This is a genomic window from Vibrio sp. 10N.222.55.B11, from assembly GCF_041473705.1.
GTDB classification, from domain to species: Bacteria; Pseudomonadota; Gammaproteobacteria; order Enterobacterales; family Vibrionaceae; genus Vibrio; species Vibrio crassostreae_C.
Genome location: NZ_JBFRST010000063.1, coordinates 76,998 through 91,627, shown reverse-complemented (window position 1 = coordinate 91,627; position 14,630 = coordinate 76,998). Strand labels below are relative to the sequence as shown.

Annotated in this window: 16 protein-coding genes; 8 read left to right on the top strand and 8 right to left on the bottom strand. The window is 46.6% G+C overall.

Annotation, left to right across the window (positions count from 1 at the left end):
• Nucleotides 1–198 precede the first annotated feature (198 nt).
• The gene (locus tag AB4503_RS21920) at nucleotides 199–744 is read left to right on the top strand and encodes a gamma carbonic anhydrase family protein (protein ID WP_017058763.1); all 546 of its coding nucleotides are present in this window, start codon (nucleotides 199–201) and stop codon (nucleotides 742–744) included.
• Here the strand turns inward: AB4503_RS21920 and AB4503_RS21915 are convergent.
• The 4 genes from AB4503_RS21915 to AB4503_RS21900 form a co-directional block, all read right to left on the bottom strand.
• Nucleotides 741–1,010: a DUF1488 domain-containing protein gene (locus AB4503_RS21915; RefSeq protein ID WP_017058764.1), complete on the bottom strand. Its 270-nt coding sequence runs from the start codon at nucleotides 1,008–1,010 to the stop codon at nucleotides 741–743. The two genes, AB4503_RS21920 and AB4503_RS21915, sit on opposite strands and share 4 nt — an antisense overlap.
• A 17-nt stretch (nucleotides 1,011–1,027) precedes the next feature.
• Nucleotides 1,028–1,858: a shikimate dehydrogenase gene (aroE, locus tag AB4503_RS21910; RefSeq protein WP_102429018.1), complete on the bottom strand. Its 831-nt coding sequence runs from the start codon at nucleotides 1,856–1,858 to the stop codon at nucleotides 1,028–1,030.
• A gap of 75 nt (nucleotides 1,859–1,933) precedes the next feature.
• The gene (gene hemF, locus AB4503_RS21905) at nucleotides 1,934–2,851 is read right to left on the bottom strand and encodes an oxygen-dependent coproporphyrinogen oxidase (protein WP_065584143.1); all 918 of its coding nucleotides are present in this window, start codon (nucleotides 2,849–2,851) and stop codon (nucleotides 1,934–1,936) included.
• A 19-nt stretch (nucleotides 2,852–2,870) separates the two neighbouring features.
• Nucleotides 2,871–3,428 carry an L-threonylcarbamoyladenylate synthase gene (locus tag AB4503_RS21900; protein WP_065584144.1) on the bottom strand — a complete coding sequence of 186 codons (558 nt, stop codon included), beginning with the start codon at nucleotides 3,426–3,428 and terminating at the stop codon, nucleotides 2,871–2,873.
• Nucleotides 3,429–3,623: 195 nt separating this feature from the next.
• On the opposite strand from AB4503_RS21900, the gene purE reads away from it, so the two are divergent.
• Both purE and AB4503_RS21890 read left to right on the top strand, forming a co-directional pair.
• Complete coding sequence (gene purE / locus AB4503_RS21895; protein WP_004735777.1) at nucleotides 3,624–4,109, top strand: 5-(carboxyamino)imidazole ribonucleotide mutase; 486 nt, start codon at nucleotides 3,624–3,626, stop codon at nucleotides 4,107–4,109.
• A 5-nt stretch (nucleotides 4,110–4,114) separates the two neighbouring features.
• Entirely contained in the window at nucleotides 4,115–5,245 is a 1,131-nt protein-coding gene (locus AB4503_RS21890) for a 5-(carboxyamino)imidazole ribonucleotide synthase (RefSeq protein WP_372115722.1), read from the top strand.
• An 88-nt stretch (nucleotides 5,246–5,333) separates the two neighbouring features.
• On the opposite strand, the gene AB4503_RS21885 is transcribed toward AB4503_RS21890, so the two are convergent.
• The 4 genes from AB4503_RS21885 to AB4503_RS21870 are packed head-to-tail and all read right to left on the bottom strand — an operon-like array spanning nucleotide 5,334 to nucleotide 8,596.
• The gene (locus tag AB4503_RS21885) at nucleotides 5,334–5,903 is read right to left on the bottom strand and encodes a type I DNA topoisomerase (RefSeq protein ID WP_017063003.1); all 570 of its coding nucleotides are present in this window, start codon (nucleotides 5,901–5,903) and stop codon (nucleotides 5,334–5,336) included.
• A gap of 12 nt (nucleotides 5,904–5,915) precedes the next feature.
• Nucleotides 5,916–6,392, bottom strand: a complete 477-nt coding sequence (locus tag AB4503_RS21880) for a DUF494 family protein (RefSeq protein ID WP_029235095.1) — start codon at nucleotides 6,390–6,392, stop codon at nucleotides 5,916–5,918.
• Nucleotides 6,393–6,395: 3 nt separating this feature from the next.
• Complete coding sequence (gene dprA / locus AB4503_RS21875) at nucleotides 6,396–7,508, bottom strand: DNA-processing protein DprA (protein WP_372115721.1); 1,113 nt, start codon at nucleotides 7,506–7,508, stop codon at nucleotides 6,396–6,398.
• Complete coding sequence (locus tag AB4503_RS21870; RefSeq protein WP_372115720.1) at nucleotides 7,505–8,596, bottom strand: LysM peptidoglycan-binding domain-containing protein; 1,092 nt, start codon at nucleotides 8,594–8,596, stop codon at nucleotides 7,505–7,507. The genes dprA and AB4503_RS21870 overlap by 4 nt, the downstream gene beginning before the upstream one ends.
• 140 nt (nucleotides 8,597–8,736) lie before the next feature.
• Here AB4503_RS21870 and def point away from each other — a divergent pair, with 140 nt between their 5' ends.
• The 5 genes from def to AB4503_RS21845 all read left to right on the top strand — a co-directional run bounded on the left by def (nucleotide 8,737) and on the right by AB4503_RS21845 (nucleotide 14,619).
• On the top strand, nucleotides 8,737–9,249 hold the full coding sequence (gene def / locus AB4503_RS21865) for a peptide deformylase (protein ID WP_017058772.1): 513 nt from the start codon (nucleotides 8,737–8,739) through the stop codon (nucleotides 9,247–9,249).
• Between the two features lie 37 nt (nucleotides 9,250–9,286).
• On the top strand, nucleotides 9,287–10,234 hold the full coding sequence (fmt, locus tag AB4503_RS21860; protein ID WP_017058773.1) for a methionyl-tRNA formyltransferase: 948 nt from the start codon (nucleotides 9,287–9,289) through the stop codon (nucleotides 10,232–10,234).
• Nucleotides 10,235–10,326: 92 nt separating this feature from the next.
• Nucleotides 10,327–11,607, top strand: coding sequence for a 16S rRNA (cytosine(967)-C(5))-methyltransferase RsmB (gene rsmB, locus AB4503_RS21855; protein WP_017058774.1), 1,281 nt, complete (start codon nucleotides 10,327–10,329; stop codon nucleotides 11,605–11,607).
• A gap of 109 nt (nucleotides 11,608–11,716) precedes the next feature.
• Nucleotides 11,717–13,093, top strand: a complete 1,377-nt coding sequence (gene trkA, locus AB4503_RS21850; protein WP_004735766.1) for a Trk system potassium transporter TrkA — start codon at nucleotides 11,717–11,719, stop codon at nucleotides 13,091–13,093.
• A gap of 80 nt (nucleotides 13,094–13,173) precedes the next feature.
• Nucleotides 13,174–14,619 (top strand): TrkH family potassium uptake protein, encoded by a 1,446-nt coding sequence (locus tag AB4503_RS21845; protein ID WP_065676893.1) that lies wholly within the window; start codon nucleotides 13,174–13,176, stop codon nucleotides 14,617–14,619.
• Nucleotides 14,620–14,630 lie beyond the last annotated feature (11 nt).

The following is a 14,630-nucleotide window of genomic DNA, read 5'->3' as shown; positions in this document are numbered from 1 at the left end:
GCTGATTCGTTTTGGTTTCTTACGAAGCCATCCCGTGTCAGCGAGGTGGCATTATAGAGATTTCGATCACACTGGCAAGCCCTTTTTGAAGTTTTTCTTACTTTTTTGATTGTTCGAGCGTTTTTTGTTCAAAACACCCCATTTTCACTAGTATTCCTCTTAATTAAGGGCTTAAGGTGCCTATATAAAGGAGGATTTATGAGTTCAATACGCAGTTATAAAGGAATATCCCCTCAGATTGGGCAAGGTGTCTATATAGATACCAGTTCAGTACTGGTTGGTGATATCAAAATCGGTAACGACTCTAGCGTGTGGCCTTTGGTTGCAGCTCGAGGGGATGTGAACCACATTCATATTGGAGAGAGAACGAATATCCAAGATGGTAGTGTCTTGCACGTCACCCATAAGAATGCTGAAAACCCTGACGGTTATCCTCTCTTAATAGGTAATGATGTCACTATCGGGCATAAAGTAATGCTGCATGGCTGCACTATTGAGGATCGTGTACTTGTTGGTATGGGAGCGATCGTGTTGGATGGCGTGATTATCCAAAAAGAAGTGATGATTGGTGCTGGTAGCTTAGTGCCACCAAACAAGGTACTTGAAAGCGGTTACCTCTATGTAGGAAGCCCAGTAAAACAAGCTCGTCCATTAAATGATAAAGAGCGTGCCTTTCTACAGAAGTCTGCAGACAACTACGTTCAGAATAAAAATGACTATCTAGACTCTGTAATTTCAGTCTAAAGCGCTTTGATCTGAATCCGATTAGAGGAGTCATACTCCTCTTCTTCTATTAACTCTTCCGCTAGCTCTTCAATATCGAAACGTAACTCTGAAAAGATAACTAAAGCTTGATCGCCTTCTTCTATATCTTTACCTGCCAATCGTGATAATTCCTCAATAGACATGACACATTCAATCAATGCGCCCGACTGTTGTGCTGGGAACGTGATTGTTCGGCTCTCTTCATCCCAATCTTGGATATCAGGAAATAGAATTGATTGATTCATTTTTTATAAACACCCCATTACATCTCTAGATTTTTACGTAATTCTCTTAAAATCTGTTTTGTTCCCGGACGAAGACCACGCCAAAGCATAAAGCTTTCTGCTGCCTGCCCCACTAGCATACCCAAACCATCATAAGCAGCATGAACACCATTATCTAATGCCCATTGATTGAATACCGTCGTTCCAGATCCATAAACCATGTCATAAACGGCGCTAGTAGAATTGAAAATCACCTCAGACACTTCAGGAAGCTGCCCGCTTAGACCAGATGAGGTAGAGTTAATAATGACATCAAAGCCTTCATTAACATCACTTAGCCCCATCCCCTTGATGTTGCCATGCGACGAAAACATCTCAGCCAGAAGTTCAGCCTTGGAGCTGGTTCGATTAGCGACCACCAGCTGTTGTGGCTTTTGGTCGAGAAGAGGTTGAATCACTCCTCTAGCAGCACCACCAGCGCCAAGAAGAAGAACACGTGCTCCTTTTAGCGTGACTTGATGTTGAAGCAGGTCTTGAACTAAGCCCTCACCATCGGTGTTATCACCAATGATCTCTCCATCATCTAACTTCTTAAGGGTATTTACGGCACCAGCTAGTTCAGCTCTCTCAGTTAGGCGATTGGCAAACTGATACGCATCTTCTTTAAAAGGTGCTGTGACGTTACATCCTCGACCACCTTCACTGAAAAATGTTTTGGCCGCAGTGATAAATTCACCATGCTCTGGCTGTAATGCTGTATAGGTAAGTTGTTGTCTGGTTTGGCGAGCAAATAATGTGTGAATGAATGGCGATTTGCTTTGCCCAATAGGGTTACCGAAAACGGCATAACGATCTACTTGCTGTGTCATATCCTTACCTAACAGAAATAAAAAAGGGTCATCTATATAGATGACCCTATCACTATCCCTATAAGGAAGGAAGAACTACCAAACTCGAGGCTTTAGGTAGTCGCTATAAAGCAGAGCTTCCGGTGAACCCGCTTGTGGTTCGTAGCGGTATTCCCAGCGAGCCAATGGCGGCATCGACATTAATATAGACTCTGTACGACCGCCGCTTTGTAAACCAAATAGAGTGCCACGGTCATAGACTAAGTTAAATTCAACATAGCGACCACGACGATAAAGTTGGAAATCACGCTCGCGCTCACCATAAGGCGTCTGTTTGCGTCGTTCTACAATTGGTAAGTATGCGGCTGCAAAACCTTCACCGACCGCCTGCATATAAGCAAAGCTCTTTTCAAAGCCCCACTCGTTAAGATCATCAAAGAACAACCCACCAACACCACGTGTTTCGTCTCGGTGAGGAAGATAGAAGTACTTATCACACCACTCTTTGTGCTCTTGATAAACATAATCTCCAAATGGCGCACAAAGATCTTTGGCTGTTTGGTGCCAAGATTGGCAATCTTCATCGACAGGATAAAATGGCGTTAAGTCAAAACCACCACCAAACCACCAAATCGGGTCTTCCCCTTCTTTTTCCGCAATGAAGAATCGAACGTTCGCGTGTGAGGTTGGGATATATGGGTTTTTAGGGTGGATAACTAATGAAACCCCCATCGCCTCAAACTTACGTCCGGCTAATTCAGGTCGATGAGCTGTAGCTGAGGCAGGCATAGCCTTACCCGCTACGTGAGAGAAGTTAACCCCACCTTGCTCAAATACCGCACCGTTGGTCATCACACGAGTTCGACCACCGCCACCAAGGCGCTCGCCAGGCTCACGCTGCCATGCATCTTCTTCAAACAGTGCAGTACCATCAGCTTGCTCAAGCTGCTGGCAAATCGAATCTTGTAGACTCAGTAAAAACTGTTTTACTGCTTCTTTATCAATTGCTGACATCTTACTTCCTTTGCAGGGTTTAGCCCTGTCTTAATATTTTCGACGTTTTTGCATCTCTAATTTCGCTTGGCTTCTCACGACCACCCGTTTGACCTTCTAAAATAGCCACCAAATGTTGGCCAAGTTGCTGCTTAACTTCTTCAGTCGTCATACAAGGCGGCTCGCCGGTCAGGTTAGCACTGGTAGAGGTTAACGGCTTACCAAACTCATTACACATTCTTTGAACCAAAGGGTGATCAGTCACTCGTACCGCGATGGAATCAAATTGACCACTTACCCAGTCAGTAACTTTGCTGCTGGTTGGCATAATCCAAGTGACCGGACCTGGCCATGTCGCTTTCACTGTTACCAACTGTTCTTCCGTCAACTGGCTTTCATCAATGTAAGGTAACAGTTGCTCGTAACTTGCAGCAATTAAGATCAACCCTTTCTCGATCGGTCGTTGTTTTAAGTCGAGTAATTTCTTGATGGCTTGTGGATTATCGGGATCACAACCGACCCCAAAAACGCCTTCAGTCGGGTAAGCAATGACTTCACCTTGTTGTAATGCCTGCAAAGTATGTTGAAAGTTATCCACGGGTTGCCTCATTAATTCAGTTATCTAAGTCACTAAGTGTACAAATTATCATTCACTGTGACTAAAGCTATTTGTTTATAAAATGTATCAATTAACAACCTAGACTGACGCAAACGTTTTCCTTAGGCAATTTTACCCGTATAATGCGCGCAAAATATCTAATCACTAATTAAATCGTACCTGAAGGAGTTTGAGATGACTGTCGGTATTATCATGGGTTCTAAATCTGATTGGCCAACAATGAAGCTAGCTGCAGAAATGTTGGATCAGTTTGGCGTGGCGTACGAAACAAAAGTGGTTTCTGCTCACCGCACACCTCAGTTGCTTGCAGACTACGCAACCAGTGCGAAAGAGCGCGGTATTAAAGTAATTATTGCTGGTGCTGGCGGTGCAGCGCACCTTCCGGGTATGGCTGCTGCTTTCACAAGCGTACCAGTTCTGGGTGTTCCAGTTCAGTCTAAAGCACTGAAAGGCATGGACTCTCTGCTTTCTATCGTGCAGATGCCAAAAGGTATCGCGGTAGGTACTTTGGCTATCGGTGAAGCTGGCGCTGCCAATGCAGGTATCCTAGCCGCTCAAATCATTGGTACACACAATGAAGAAGTAATGGCAAAAGTAGAAGCATTCCGTTCTGAGCAAACAGAAACGGTTTTGGCTAATCCAAACCCTGCAGAGGACTAATTTCCATGCATGTTCTTGTGTTAGGCGCGGGCCAACTTGCTCGCATGATGTCCCTAGCTGGGGCGCCGCTGAATATTGAAATTTCTGCTTTTGATGTTGGCAGCAAAAATATTGTTCACCCATTAACGCAAGCGATTCTAGGTAACGGCTTAGAAAATGCGATAGAGCGTGCGGACGTCATTACTGCTGAATTCGAACATATTCCTCACGATGTACTTGAGGTGTGTGAACGCAGCGGTAAGTTCTTACCGACAACAGAAGCAATTAAAGCCGGCGGTGACCGTCGTCTTGAAAAAGCCCTGTTAGACGAAGCAAATGTGAAAAATGCCAAATACTACGTGATTAACTCTCGCGAAGACTTTGACGCTGCGATCGCTCACGTTGGCTTACCAATGGTATTGAAGAGCACACTTGGTGGTTACGATGGCAAAGGTCAATGGCGCTTAAAAACATTAGACAATGTTGACGCAACTTGGACAGAAATGGCCGAGTGCATCGCCGCAACAGACAACCAAGCCATTGTGGCTGAAGAGTTCGTTCCGTTTGATCGCGAAGTATCACTGGTTGGTGCTCGTGGCGCTAATGGCGAGATTCAAGTGTACCCACTGGCTGAAAATGTTCACACCGACGGCGTGTTAAGCTTATCGACAGCGATTGATGACATTGAACTGCAAGAGCAAGCTAAAGCCATGTTCACTGCCATTGCTGAGCGTTTAGATTACGTTGGCGTGCTAGCACTTGAGTTCTTTGATGTTCAAGGTTCACTGCTTGTTAATGAGATTGCACCACGTGTTCATAACTCGGGCCACTGGACGCAACAAGGCGCAGAGACTTGTCAGTTTGAAAACCACCTACGTGCAGTGTGTGGCATGCCACTAGGTAGCACTAAACTGATTCGTCCAACCGCAATGATCAACATTCTTGGCGAAGATACTCTTCCTGAGGCTATTCTTGCTCAAGGTGGTTGTCATGTTCATTGGTATGGCAAAGAAAAGCGTGCAGGTCGCAAGATGGGTCACATTAACGTGAGCGCTGACTACAACGCAGAATTACAAAGAGCTTTGTGCTCATTGGCTGAGATTCTTGATAAGCAAGCCTACCCTGCTGTGCATGAGTTTGCTGAGCAGATGAAGTAAGCCTACATTGGCTTATTGATATAAAAAGTTTATTGGATACAAAAACGGCGCTCAGTGAGCGCCGTTTTTTTGTGTCTATAATATCGAGTTATTGAGATTGAATGTGGTGACACTTGCGATCAGCGCATTGCTTCTTGGTACCACTGGCTGTTTTCTTCTCAAGTAACAACGGGAACTGGCACTGTTCACAACGACCTATAACAGGTGGCTGATTAACGGCGAACTTACACTTAGGGTAGTTATCACACGCATAGAAGGTTTTGCCATAGCGAGATTTACGCTCAACCAAGTGGCCTCGACCACACTCAGGGCAGGCAACAAGTGGCTGCTCTTCAGGTTGTTCTTTCGGTTGGTCCAAAGATTCGATGTGATTACACTCTGGATAACTGCTACAGCCAATGAACATCCCAAAGCGACCTTGCCTTAATACCAATTCGTTTTGGCATTTAGGACACGGAACGCCCAGCTCTTTCACCACATGACCATCATTTTGATGAAGAGGCTTGATGTAATCACAGCTCGGATACTGCTTACAGCCTAAAAATGGGCCGTGCTTACCATGGCGAAGCTGAAGCTCCCCACCACACTGTGGACATGGTTCATGCTCTAACGCATGTTCATGTGCTGAAAAAAGCTGATTATCAATCTTACTACTCATGATAAGCCTGTATTAATGCAAGATACCTTGCTCTTTGGTGTACAACAGCTCTTCCATTTGCGTGTAAGCACTTTCATTACCCGGTACATTGAACAGTACCATTAAGATAATCCACTTCAGATCATCCAACTCAAATTCATTGGTCTCTAACCCCATGACACGATCAATCACCATTTCACGAATCTCTGTCGTGAGGACGTTGATCTGCTCAAGGAACAACAAGAAACCACGACACTCCATATTAATACGTGATATCTCTTTACTTGTGTAAACACGCATCGAGGTATTAGAGCACATAGTAATCGCCGCTTGGTTATCGGTATCTTGCAGTGCAGCAAGGTCTTCTAACCAATGGAGAGCCTTATAAATATCATCTTGGTGAAACCCCGCTCGAAGAAGTTCATCTTCAAGTTCGTCTTGATCCACCTGCAATTCAGAATCGCTATGGATGTAGGTTTCAAACAAGTACATCAGTATGTCCATCATCATAGCTTAGCCTCTCCCCTTTCGAATATAGCCACCGGAAACTGCAACAACATGCCCTGAGAGCTCAAGCTCTAAAAGCTGCATCATGACTTCATGCACAGGTATATGGGTTCTCTGTGCCAAAATATCAACGGGTGTCGCCTCTAATCCTACGTTAGCTAACAGCTGTGGAAATGGCAATTGTTCATTTTCACCCTCATTCGGCGTAGGTTCGAATAAGCTCGGCTGCTGATCTATAGACCAGTTTAACAGACTCTTTATTTCAATCAGAACATCTTGAGCATTTTGCACTAAACATGCTCCAGCTTTGATGAGACTGTTACCTCCGCGACTGGTTGGGCTATGAATAGAACCGGGCAGCGCAAACACTTCTCGACCTTGCTCCATGGCATAGCGAGCGGTAATTAAAGAGCCACTCTTCTCAGCCGCTTCCACCACCAAGGTTCCTAACGACAAGCCACTTATAATACGGTTACGACGGGGGAAATGTTCAGGTCTTGGTTTAGCACTCGGTCGAAACTCTGAAATCAGCGCTCCGTTCTCACAGATCCTCTCAGCTAGATTTCGGTGGCGGGCAGGATAAATGGAGTCCAAGCCAGACCCCAACACTGCAAAAGTTTCCCCTCTTTTATCTAGAGCACCATCATGAGCATAGCCATCAATACCAAGCGCTAAGCCGCTAGTGACAATCAAACCATTTTGTACAAACTCTTTAGCGAATGATTTCGCCGTCTGTAGACCTTCGATACTGGCATTACGGCTGCCAACCATCGCGATTTGAGGCTCGATCAGTTTTTCAACGTGACCTTTAACGAAAAGAACACTGGGCGCAGAGGCAATCTCATTAAGCAGTTTGGGATAATGTGGGCAATTAGGGGTAATGATGTGATGGTTAGGCTGTTTTGCTTGCCATGATAAGCAAGCCTCCACATCTCTTGGGGCTTGCTCTCTTAGATAAGAAATTTGTTTGCCTGATAAACCCATCACTTGCAGCTGCTGGCTTGAGTAGCCAACAATGTTCGAAGGGGAATCGATACTCAGCAGGCGAGAAAGGCGTTTGCCACCCAATTGAGGAACAAAACTTAGAGTTAGCCAAGCACTCAGTTGTTGCTCATTCACTCGGTGCCCTTAACCTCTTCTGTCAAAGCAAGATCCAAAGGCGATACTGCCAGAATGCCCTTGCTAACAGGCTTAGAGCTCTGAGTGATCAACGCGAGGCTAAAATACTCATAAGGACGAATGACCATCAAGCTACCCAGCGAGGTACTTGGCAATTGCACCTTATCGCTCGCCGCAGACTCTTTATAACTGTATTCACCTTGCTTACCAAACACCACCGCACCGCTTTCGCTGAGGGTAAACATAGAACCTTGACGAAGGTTATCCTGTGAACCTTTGTTGATCACTACCACCTGATTCTTCGCGCTGTATTGGCAGCCATCTAATGAGCCCAAGATATTAGCAAATTGACCCGCCGCACTAGGTGCAGGATAAAACGTGGTAGAGAGCTTCACCTGATCAACACCAAGTTCTGGTAGCACAAGGTCGTTCAGCAATACCTCTTGCAGCTGAGTGTCTATCTGCAAGCTGCTGAACTCAGCATCCACTTCTTTTAAGCGCGCCGTGGCGACCAAACGCAACGAGGTCATACTCGCTTGAGGTTGCTGTCGCTGGTAGGTTTCAACGGCGCGGTAAATACCCCACTTTTGATGTTGTTGGTTGCCCGAGATAAACAACCGGTCTTCACCCGATAAGAATCTCTTCCCATCACTCGTTCCTAACACTCGTTGAGCCGATTGAATATCTTGCAGTTCAACCAAGCGATCAGATTGTAGGTAAGGAAGAACCAATCCTTCATTGACGGTTGGCACCGCTTTCTTCTCCGAGACACGAATCTTAGGGCTCAGCTTGATAACCGGTTTAAGACTCAATACCGGCTCACCATTAATCCAAACCAGAGACAATTTATCTCCAGGGTAAATAAGGTGAGGGTTTTCTATTTCAGGGTTTACCTGCCATAACCTTGGCCACAACCAAGGGCTATCGAGATACATCGCGGAGATATCCCATAAGGTATCGCCCTTAACCACCACATACGCCTCGGGTGCGCCTTGTTTAATGGTTAAAGGTTGCTCACTATTTTCAGCCATAGCGGCGAACGAAAGCGAGGCACAAATAAGAGATAAAGCGGGGGAAAAATGACGCATGACCTAGGTTCCTTGGTCTGAATATATGACATCTGATTGGAGAATTACCTTCAGGATGCTGTCATTTGACCTCTAAAATGTCTAGAATTGAGCCAACAAGGTTTAAGCTGTTTCGGCACAGTTCAATATTTCGAGTGTATATGTCTGTATTACAAGTATTAACATTACCAGATGATCGTCTACGTACCGTGGCGAAACCGGTAAAAGAAGTTACCCCAGAGATTCAAAAGTTCGTTGATGACATGATTGAAACCATGTACGACGAAGAAGGTATCGGCCTTGCGGCAACGCAAGTAGATTTCCACCAACGCATCGTTGTTATCGATATTTCAGAAACACGTGATGAGCCAATGGTGCTTATCAACCCTGAAATTACTGAGAAGCGCGGCGAAGATGGAATCGAAGAAGGCTGCCTATCTGTACCAGGCGCTCGAGCTCTAGTACCTCGCGCTGCAGAAGTAACGGTTAAAGCACTAGACCGTGACGGCAACGAATTCACATTCGACGCTGACGACCTTCTGGCTATCTGTGTTCAGCACGAACTTGACCACCTAGAAGGCAAGTTGTTTGTTGATTACCTATCGCCACTAAAGCGTAAACGTATCCAAGATAAGCTAGCGAAGATTAAACGTTTCAACGAGAAACAAGGTTAATAACCGCTGCTATTACTAAATTAGAAGGAAGCCTACCTTGAGTCAGTCTTTAAGAATTGTCTTTGCAGGTACTCCGGATTTCGCCGCCCGTCACTTGGCGGCGTTGTTGTCTTCGGAGCATGAAGTTGTTGCTGTTTACACACAGCCAGATCGCCCAGCAGGCCGCGGTAAAAAACTCACTGCGAGCCCAGTAAAAAACATCGCACTTGAAAACAATATTCCGGTTTACCAACCAGAAAACTTCAAGTCAGATGAGGCTAAGCAAGAGCTAGCTGAATTGAACGCTGACATCATGGTTGTTGTCGCTTACGGCTTATTGCTTCCGCAGGTTGTATTAGATACGCCTCGCTTAGGTTGTATCAACGTACATGGCTCTATCCTACCGCGCTGGCGTGGTGCTGCTCCGATTCAACGCTCTATTTGGGCGGGTGATAAAGAGACAGGCGTGACGATCATGCAGATGGATATCGGCCTAGATACTGGCGACATGCTAAGTATCGCGACGCTGCCTATCGAAGCGACAGATACTAGCGCATCTATGTACGAGAAATTAGCGGGCCTTGGCCCTGATGCGCTTGTTGAATGTCTAGCGGACATCGCTTCTGGCAAAGCAGTTGCAGAAAAGCAAGACGATGAGCTTGCGAACTACGCGAAGAAGCTAAGCAAAGAAGAAGCGCGTATCAACTGGAGTGATGAAGCTGCGCATATTGAGCGCTGCGTTCGTGCCTTCAACCCATGGCCAATGAGTCACTTTGAAGCTGCTGAGAACAGCATTAAAGTATGGCAAAGCCGTGTGGCAGAGCAAACTTCTGATAAGCCTGCAGGTACCATTCTGCAAGCGGATAAAACTGGTATCTATGTTGCGACAGGGCAAGGCGTACTTGTTCTTGAACAACTGCAAGTTCCAGGTAAAAAAGCCATGTCAGTTCAGGATATCTTGAACTCACGTGCAAGCTGGTTTGAAGTTGGTACTCAACTTTCTTAATCCGCTTTTAAAGCTGTTAATTACACAGCTTAGAAAACCTTTACGAGGGCAGAGATGTCCTCATGTATTCAAATAAATATTCGGTACCCCTCATGAATGTTCGCGCTGCTGCTGCAAATGTCCTATTCCAAGTTGTCGATAAAGGCCACTCTCTTTCACACGCTCTCCCTGCGGCTCAAAAAACGATCCGTCCGCGAGACCATGCTCTACTGCAAGAGATTTGCTACGGCGCACTTCGTTATCTGCCTCGTTTAGAGTCAATCGCTAACGAACTGATGGAAAACCCGCTTAAAGGTAAAAAGCGTGTATTCCACCACCTAATCTTGGTGGGCATTTACCAACTAAGCTTCATGCGTATCCCTTCGCATGCCGCGGTTGCTGAAACGGTTGAGGGTACTAAGACACTGCGCGGTCCAAGCCTGAGTGGTTTGATCAACGCTGTGTTACGTAGCTACCTACGTGACCAAGAAGAACTAGACGAGAAAGCCGTTAGCCACAATGCAGGCAAATACGGCCACCCAAGCTGGATTCTAAAAATGCTTCAAGAGAGCTACCCAGATCAATGGGAGCAACTGGTTGAAGCAAACAACAGCAAGGCACCAATGTGGCTGCGCGTTAACCGCCAACACCACACTCGTGACGAGTATGTAGAACTGCTTAAAAACGAAAACATTGAATACACATTGCACCCAGAAGCAGCTGATGCCATAAAATTAGCTGCACCTTGTGATGTTACTTTGCTTCCTGGCTTCGACAGGGGTTGGGTATCAGTGCAAGATGCTGCCGCTCAGCTTTCGGTTGATTACCTAACACCAAAAGATGGTGAGCTGATCTTAGATTGTTGTGCTGCACCAGGTGGTAAAACGGCACACATTCTTGAGCACACTCAAGATACTGAAGTGGTTGCGATTGACTGCGACATCAAACGTCTAGACCGTGTTTACGATAACCTTGAGCGCCTACAACTGCGTGCCGACGTAATTTGTGGTGATGCTCGCTACCCTGAAGAGTGGTGGATGGGCGATAAGTTCGACCGTATCCTACTTGATGCACCTTGTTCAGCGACTGGCGTCATTCGCCGTCACCCTGACATCAAGTGGCTACGTCGTGCATCTGACATTGATGCGCTGGCTGAACTGCAAAGCGAAATTATGGATGCAATGTGGCGTCAGCTGAAAGAAGGCGGCACCATGGTTTATGCGACATGTTCTATCACGCCGCAAGAAAACGTGCTGCAAGTGAAAGCATTCCTAGCACGTACTGAAAACGCAACGCTGGTTGGGTCTGATATCGAAAATCCGGGTCGTCAAATACTACCTGGAGAAGAAGATATGGATGGCTTCTACTACGCAGTTCTAGTAAAACAGGCATAACAACTAACAGCGGCTAAGAATTTATTTCTTAGCCGCTGTTTCTTTCTAGTGCATTATCAAAACAAAGTTAGATAACTAGAATTACCACGGTAAAGAAAAGAGAAAGGCTATGAAGATCATTATCCTAGGTGCTGGACAAGTTGGCGGTACCCTTGCTGAAAACCTGGTTGGTGAAAACAACGACATCACCATTGTCGACCGTAATGCTGACCGACTTCGTGAACTTCAGGATAAGTACGACCTTAGGGTTGTAAACGGTTATGCCAGCCACCCAAACACACTACGTGAAGCGGGTGCGCAAGATGCCGACATGTTAGTTGCCGTAACTAACATGGATGAAACCAACATGGCTGCGTGTCAGGTTGCTTTCTCTCTTTTCAATACGCCGAACCGAATTGCTCGTATTCGTTCTCCTCAATACCTAGAAGAGAAAGAAGCGCTATTCAAATCAGGTGCCATCCCAGTCGATCACCTGATCGCACCCGAAGAACTAGTGACCAGCTACATCGAGCGCCTGATTCAATACCCAGGCGCACTGCAGGTTGTGAGCTTTGCTGAACAGAAGGTTAGCCTAGTAGCAGTAAAAGCCTACTACGGTGGTCCACTGGTGGGTAACGCACTGTCTGCTTTGCGTGAGCACATGCCGCACATTGATACCCGTGTTGCCGCTATTTTCCGTCAAGGTCGCCCTATTCGCCCACAAGGCACCACCATCATTGAAGCCGATGATGAGGTTTTCTTTGTGGCAGCGAGTAACCATATCCGCTCAGTAATGAGTGAGCTACAACGCCTAGAGAAACCGTACCGCCGCATCATGATTGTCGGTGGTGGTAACATTGGTGCAAGCTTGGCAAAACGCCTTGAGCAGAGCTACAGCATCAAGCTTATCGAGCGCAGCTACACTCGTGCCGAAAAGCTGTCTGAAGAATTAGAAAACACCATCGTCTTCTGTGGCGATGCGGCAGACCAAGAGCTGCTAACCGAAGAGAACATCGATCAAGTGGACGTGTTCATTGCCCTAACCAATGAAGATGAAACCAACATCATGTCAGCAATGCTGGCGAAGCGAATGGGTGCCAAGAAGGTAATGGTACTGATTCAGCGTGGTGCTTACGTAGACCTTGTTCAGGGTGGCGTGATTGATATTGCTATCTCTCCACAGCAAGCGACCATTTCTGCGCTGCTTACTCACGTTCGTCGTGCTGATATTGTTAACGTATCATCTCTACGTCGCGGCGCTGCAGAGGCGATCGAAGCCATTGCTCACGGTGACGAAACCACATCGAAAGTGGTTGGCCGAGCGATTGGCGACATCAAGCTACCACCGGGCACCACTATTGGTGCGATTGTTCGCGGAGAAGAAGTACTTATCGCGCACGATAGAACCGTAATCGAACAAGATGACCACGTAGTGATGTTCCTAGTGGACAAGAAATACGTACCTGATGTTGAGTCTCTATTCCAACCGAGCCCGTTCTTCTTATAGCCTTGTTCTCGTAAGTATCTTCTCGCAACCTTCTTCTTGTGAGAACGACGCTTCGGCACAAAGCGATGGTCTATTAAGCTATGGTCAACTTTCGTCCGATATTATTAGTGATAGGGTTAGTGTTATCAAAACTCGCCCTTTTCATGTACATCCCTACATTGGTTGCCTTTTTTACAGGCACCGGTGGCTTCCTCGAGTTTGGTCAGTCGGTAGTGATCACGCACATAGTGGCGTTCATCTGCTTGAGTTTAGGCCGTTCAGCTAAGTTCCGACTTGGGGTACGGGACATGTTCCTGATCACCTCTCTGGTATGGACGATTGCCAGTGCCTTTGCTGCACTGCCGTTTGTCTTCATCAACCACATCAGCTTCACCGACGCCTATTTTGAAACCATGTCTGGTATCACCACGACTGGCTCAACTGTATTGAGCGGCTTAGACAGCATGGCACCAAGCATTCTGTTGTGGCGCTCTATACTGCAATGGTTAGGCGGCATCGGCTTCATCGTTATGGCGGTAGCGGTTCTACCAATGCTCAACGTCGGTGGTATGCGCCTGTTCCAAACCGAATCATCAGATTGGTCAGATAAAAGCAGCCCACGAGCAAAAACGGTCGCGAAGAACATCGTGGCGGTTTATCTGGTTCTGACTGGCTTGTGCATCATTAGCTATCTGTTTGCAGGCATGGGCATCTTTGATGCGATCAATCACGCCTTCACAACACTGTCGACGGGTGGTTACTCAACATCAGATGGCTCAATGAACCACTTCTCTAACAGTGCTCACTGGGTGGGAACCCTGTTCATGTTCCTTGGCGGTCTGCCGTTCTTACTGTTTGTTAGCGCACTGCGTGGTAGAAAACTCTCAATCCTCTACAAAGACGCTCAAGTGAGAGGCTTCACGTATCTATTCTTGGTCACCAGTGCCGTAATATCGACATGGCTGGTGGTTAGGGATGACTACACCATCATGGATGCAATGCGTGTTTCGATGTTCAACATAGTGTCAGTCGTCACCACAACCGGTTTTGGCTTAGAAGACTTCACCGCGTGGGGTGCACTACCGACTACCTTGTTTGCGTTTTTAATGATGGCGGGCGCGTGCTCAGGTTCAACCTCTGGTGGTATCAAGATCTTCCGCTTCCAGATCGCGATGACCATGCTTCATAAGCAGATGATGAAACTGATTCACCCGTCGGGCGTGTTTGTTCAACGCTACAATCAGCGACCGGTGAATGACGATATTGTGCGTTCACTAGTCGCATTTGGTTTGATGTTCTTTATTACGATTATCTTAATTGCAGGTGGCTTGAGTGCGATGGGGCTTGATCCCGTGACCAGTATATCTGGCGCTATCACAGCCGTTGCCAACGTTGGTCCTGGTATGGGCAGCGTTATCGGTCCAACCGGGAACTTTGCTCCACTGCCCGACGCCGCTAAATGGTTGCTAAGCTTAGGAATGCTGATGGGGCGACTCGAGATATTGACGCTCATTGTTCTATTTTTCCCAGCCTTTTGGCGACGTTAACCAAGCACAAA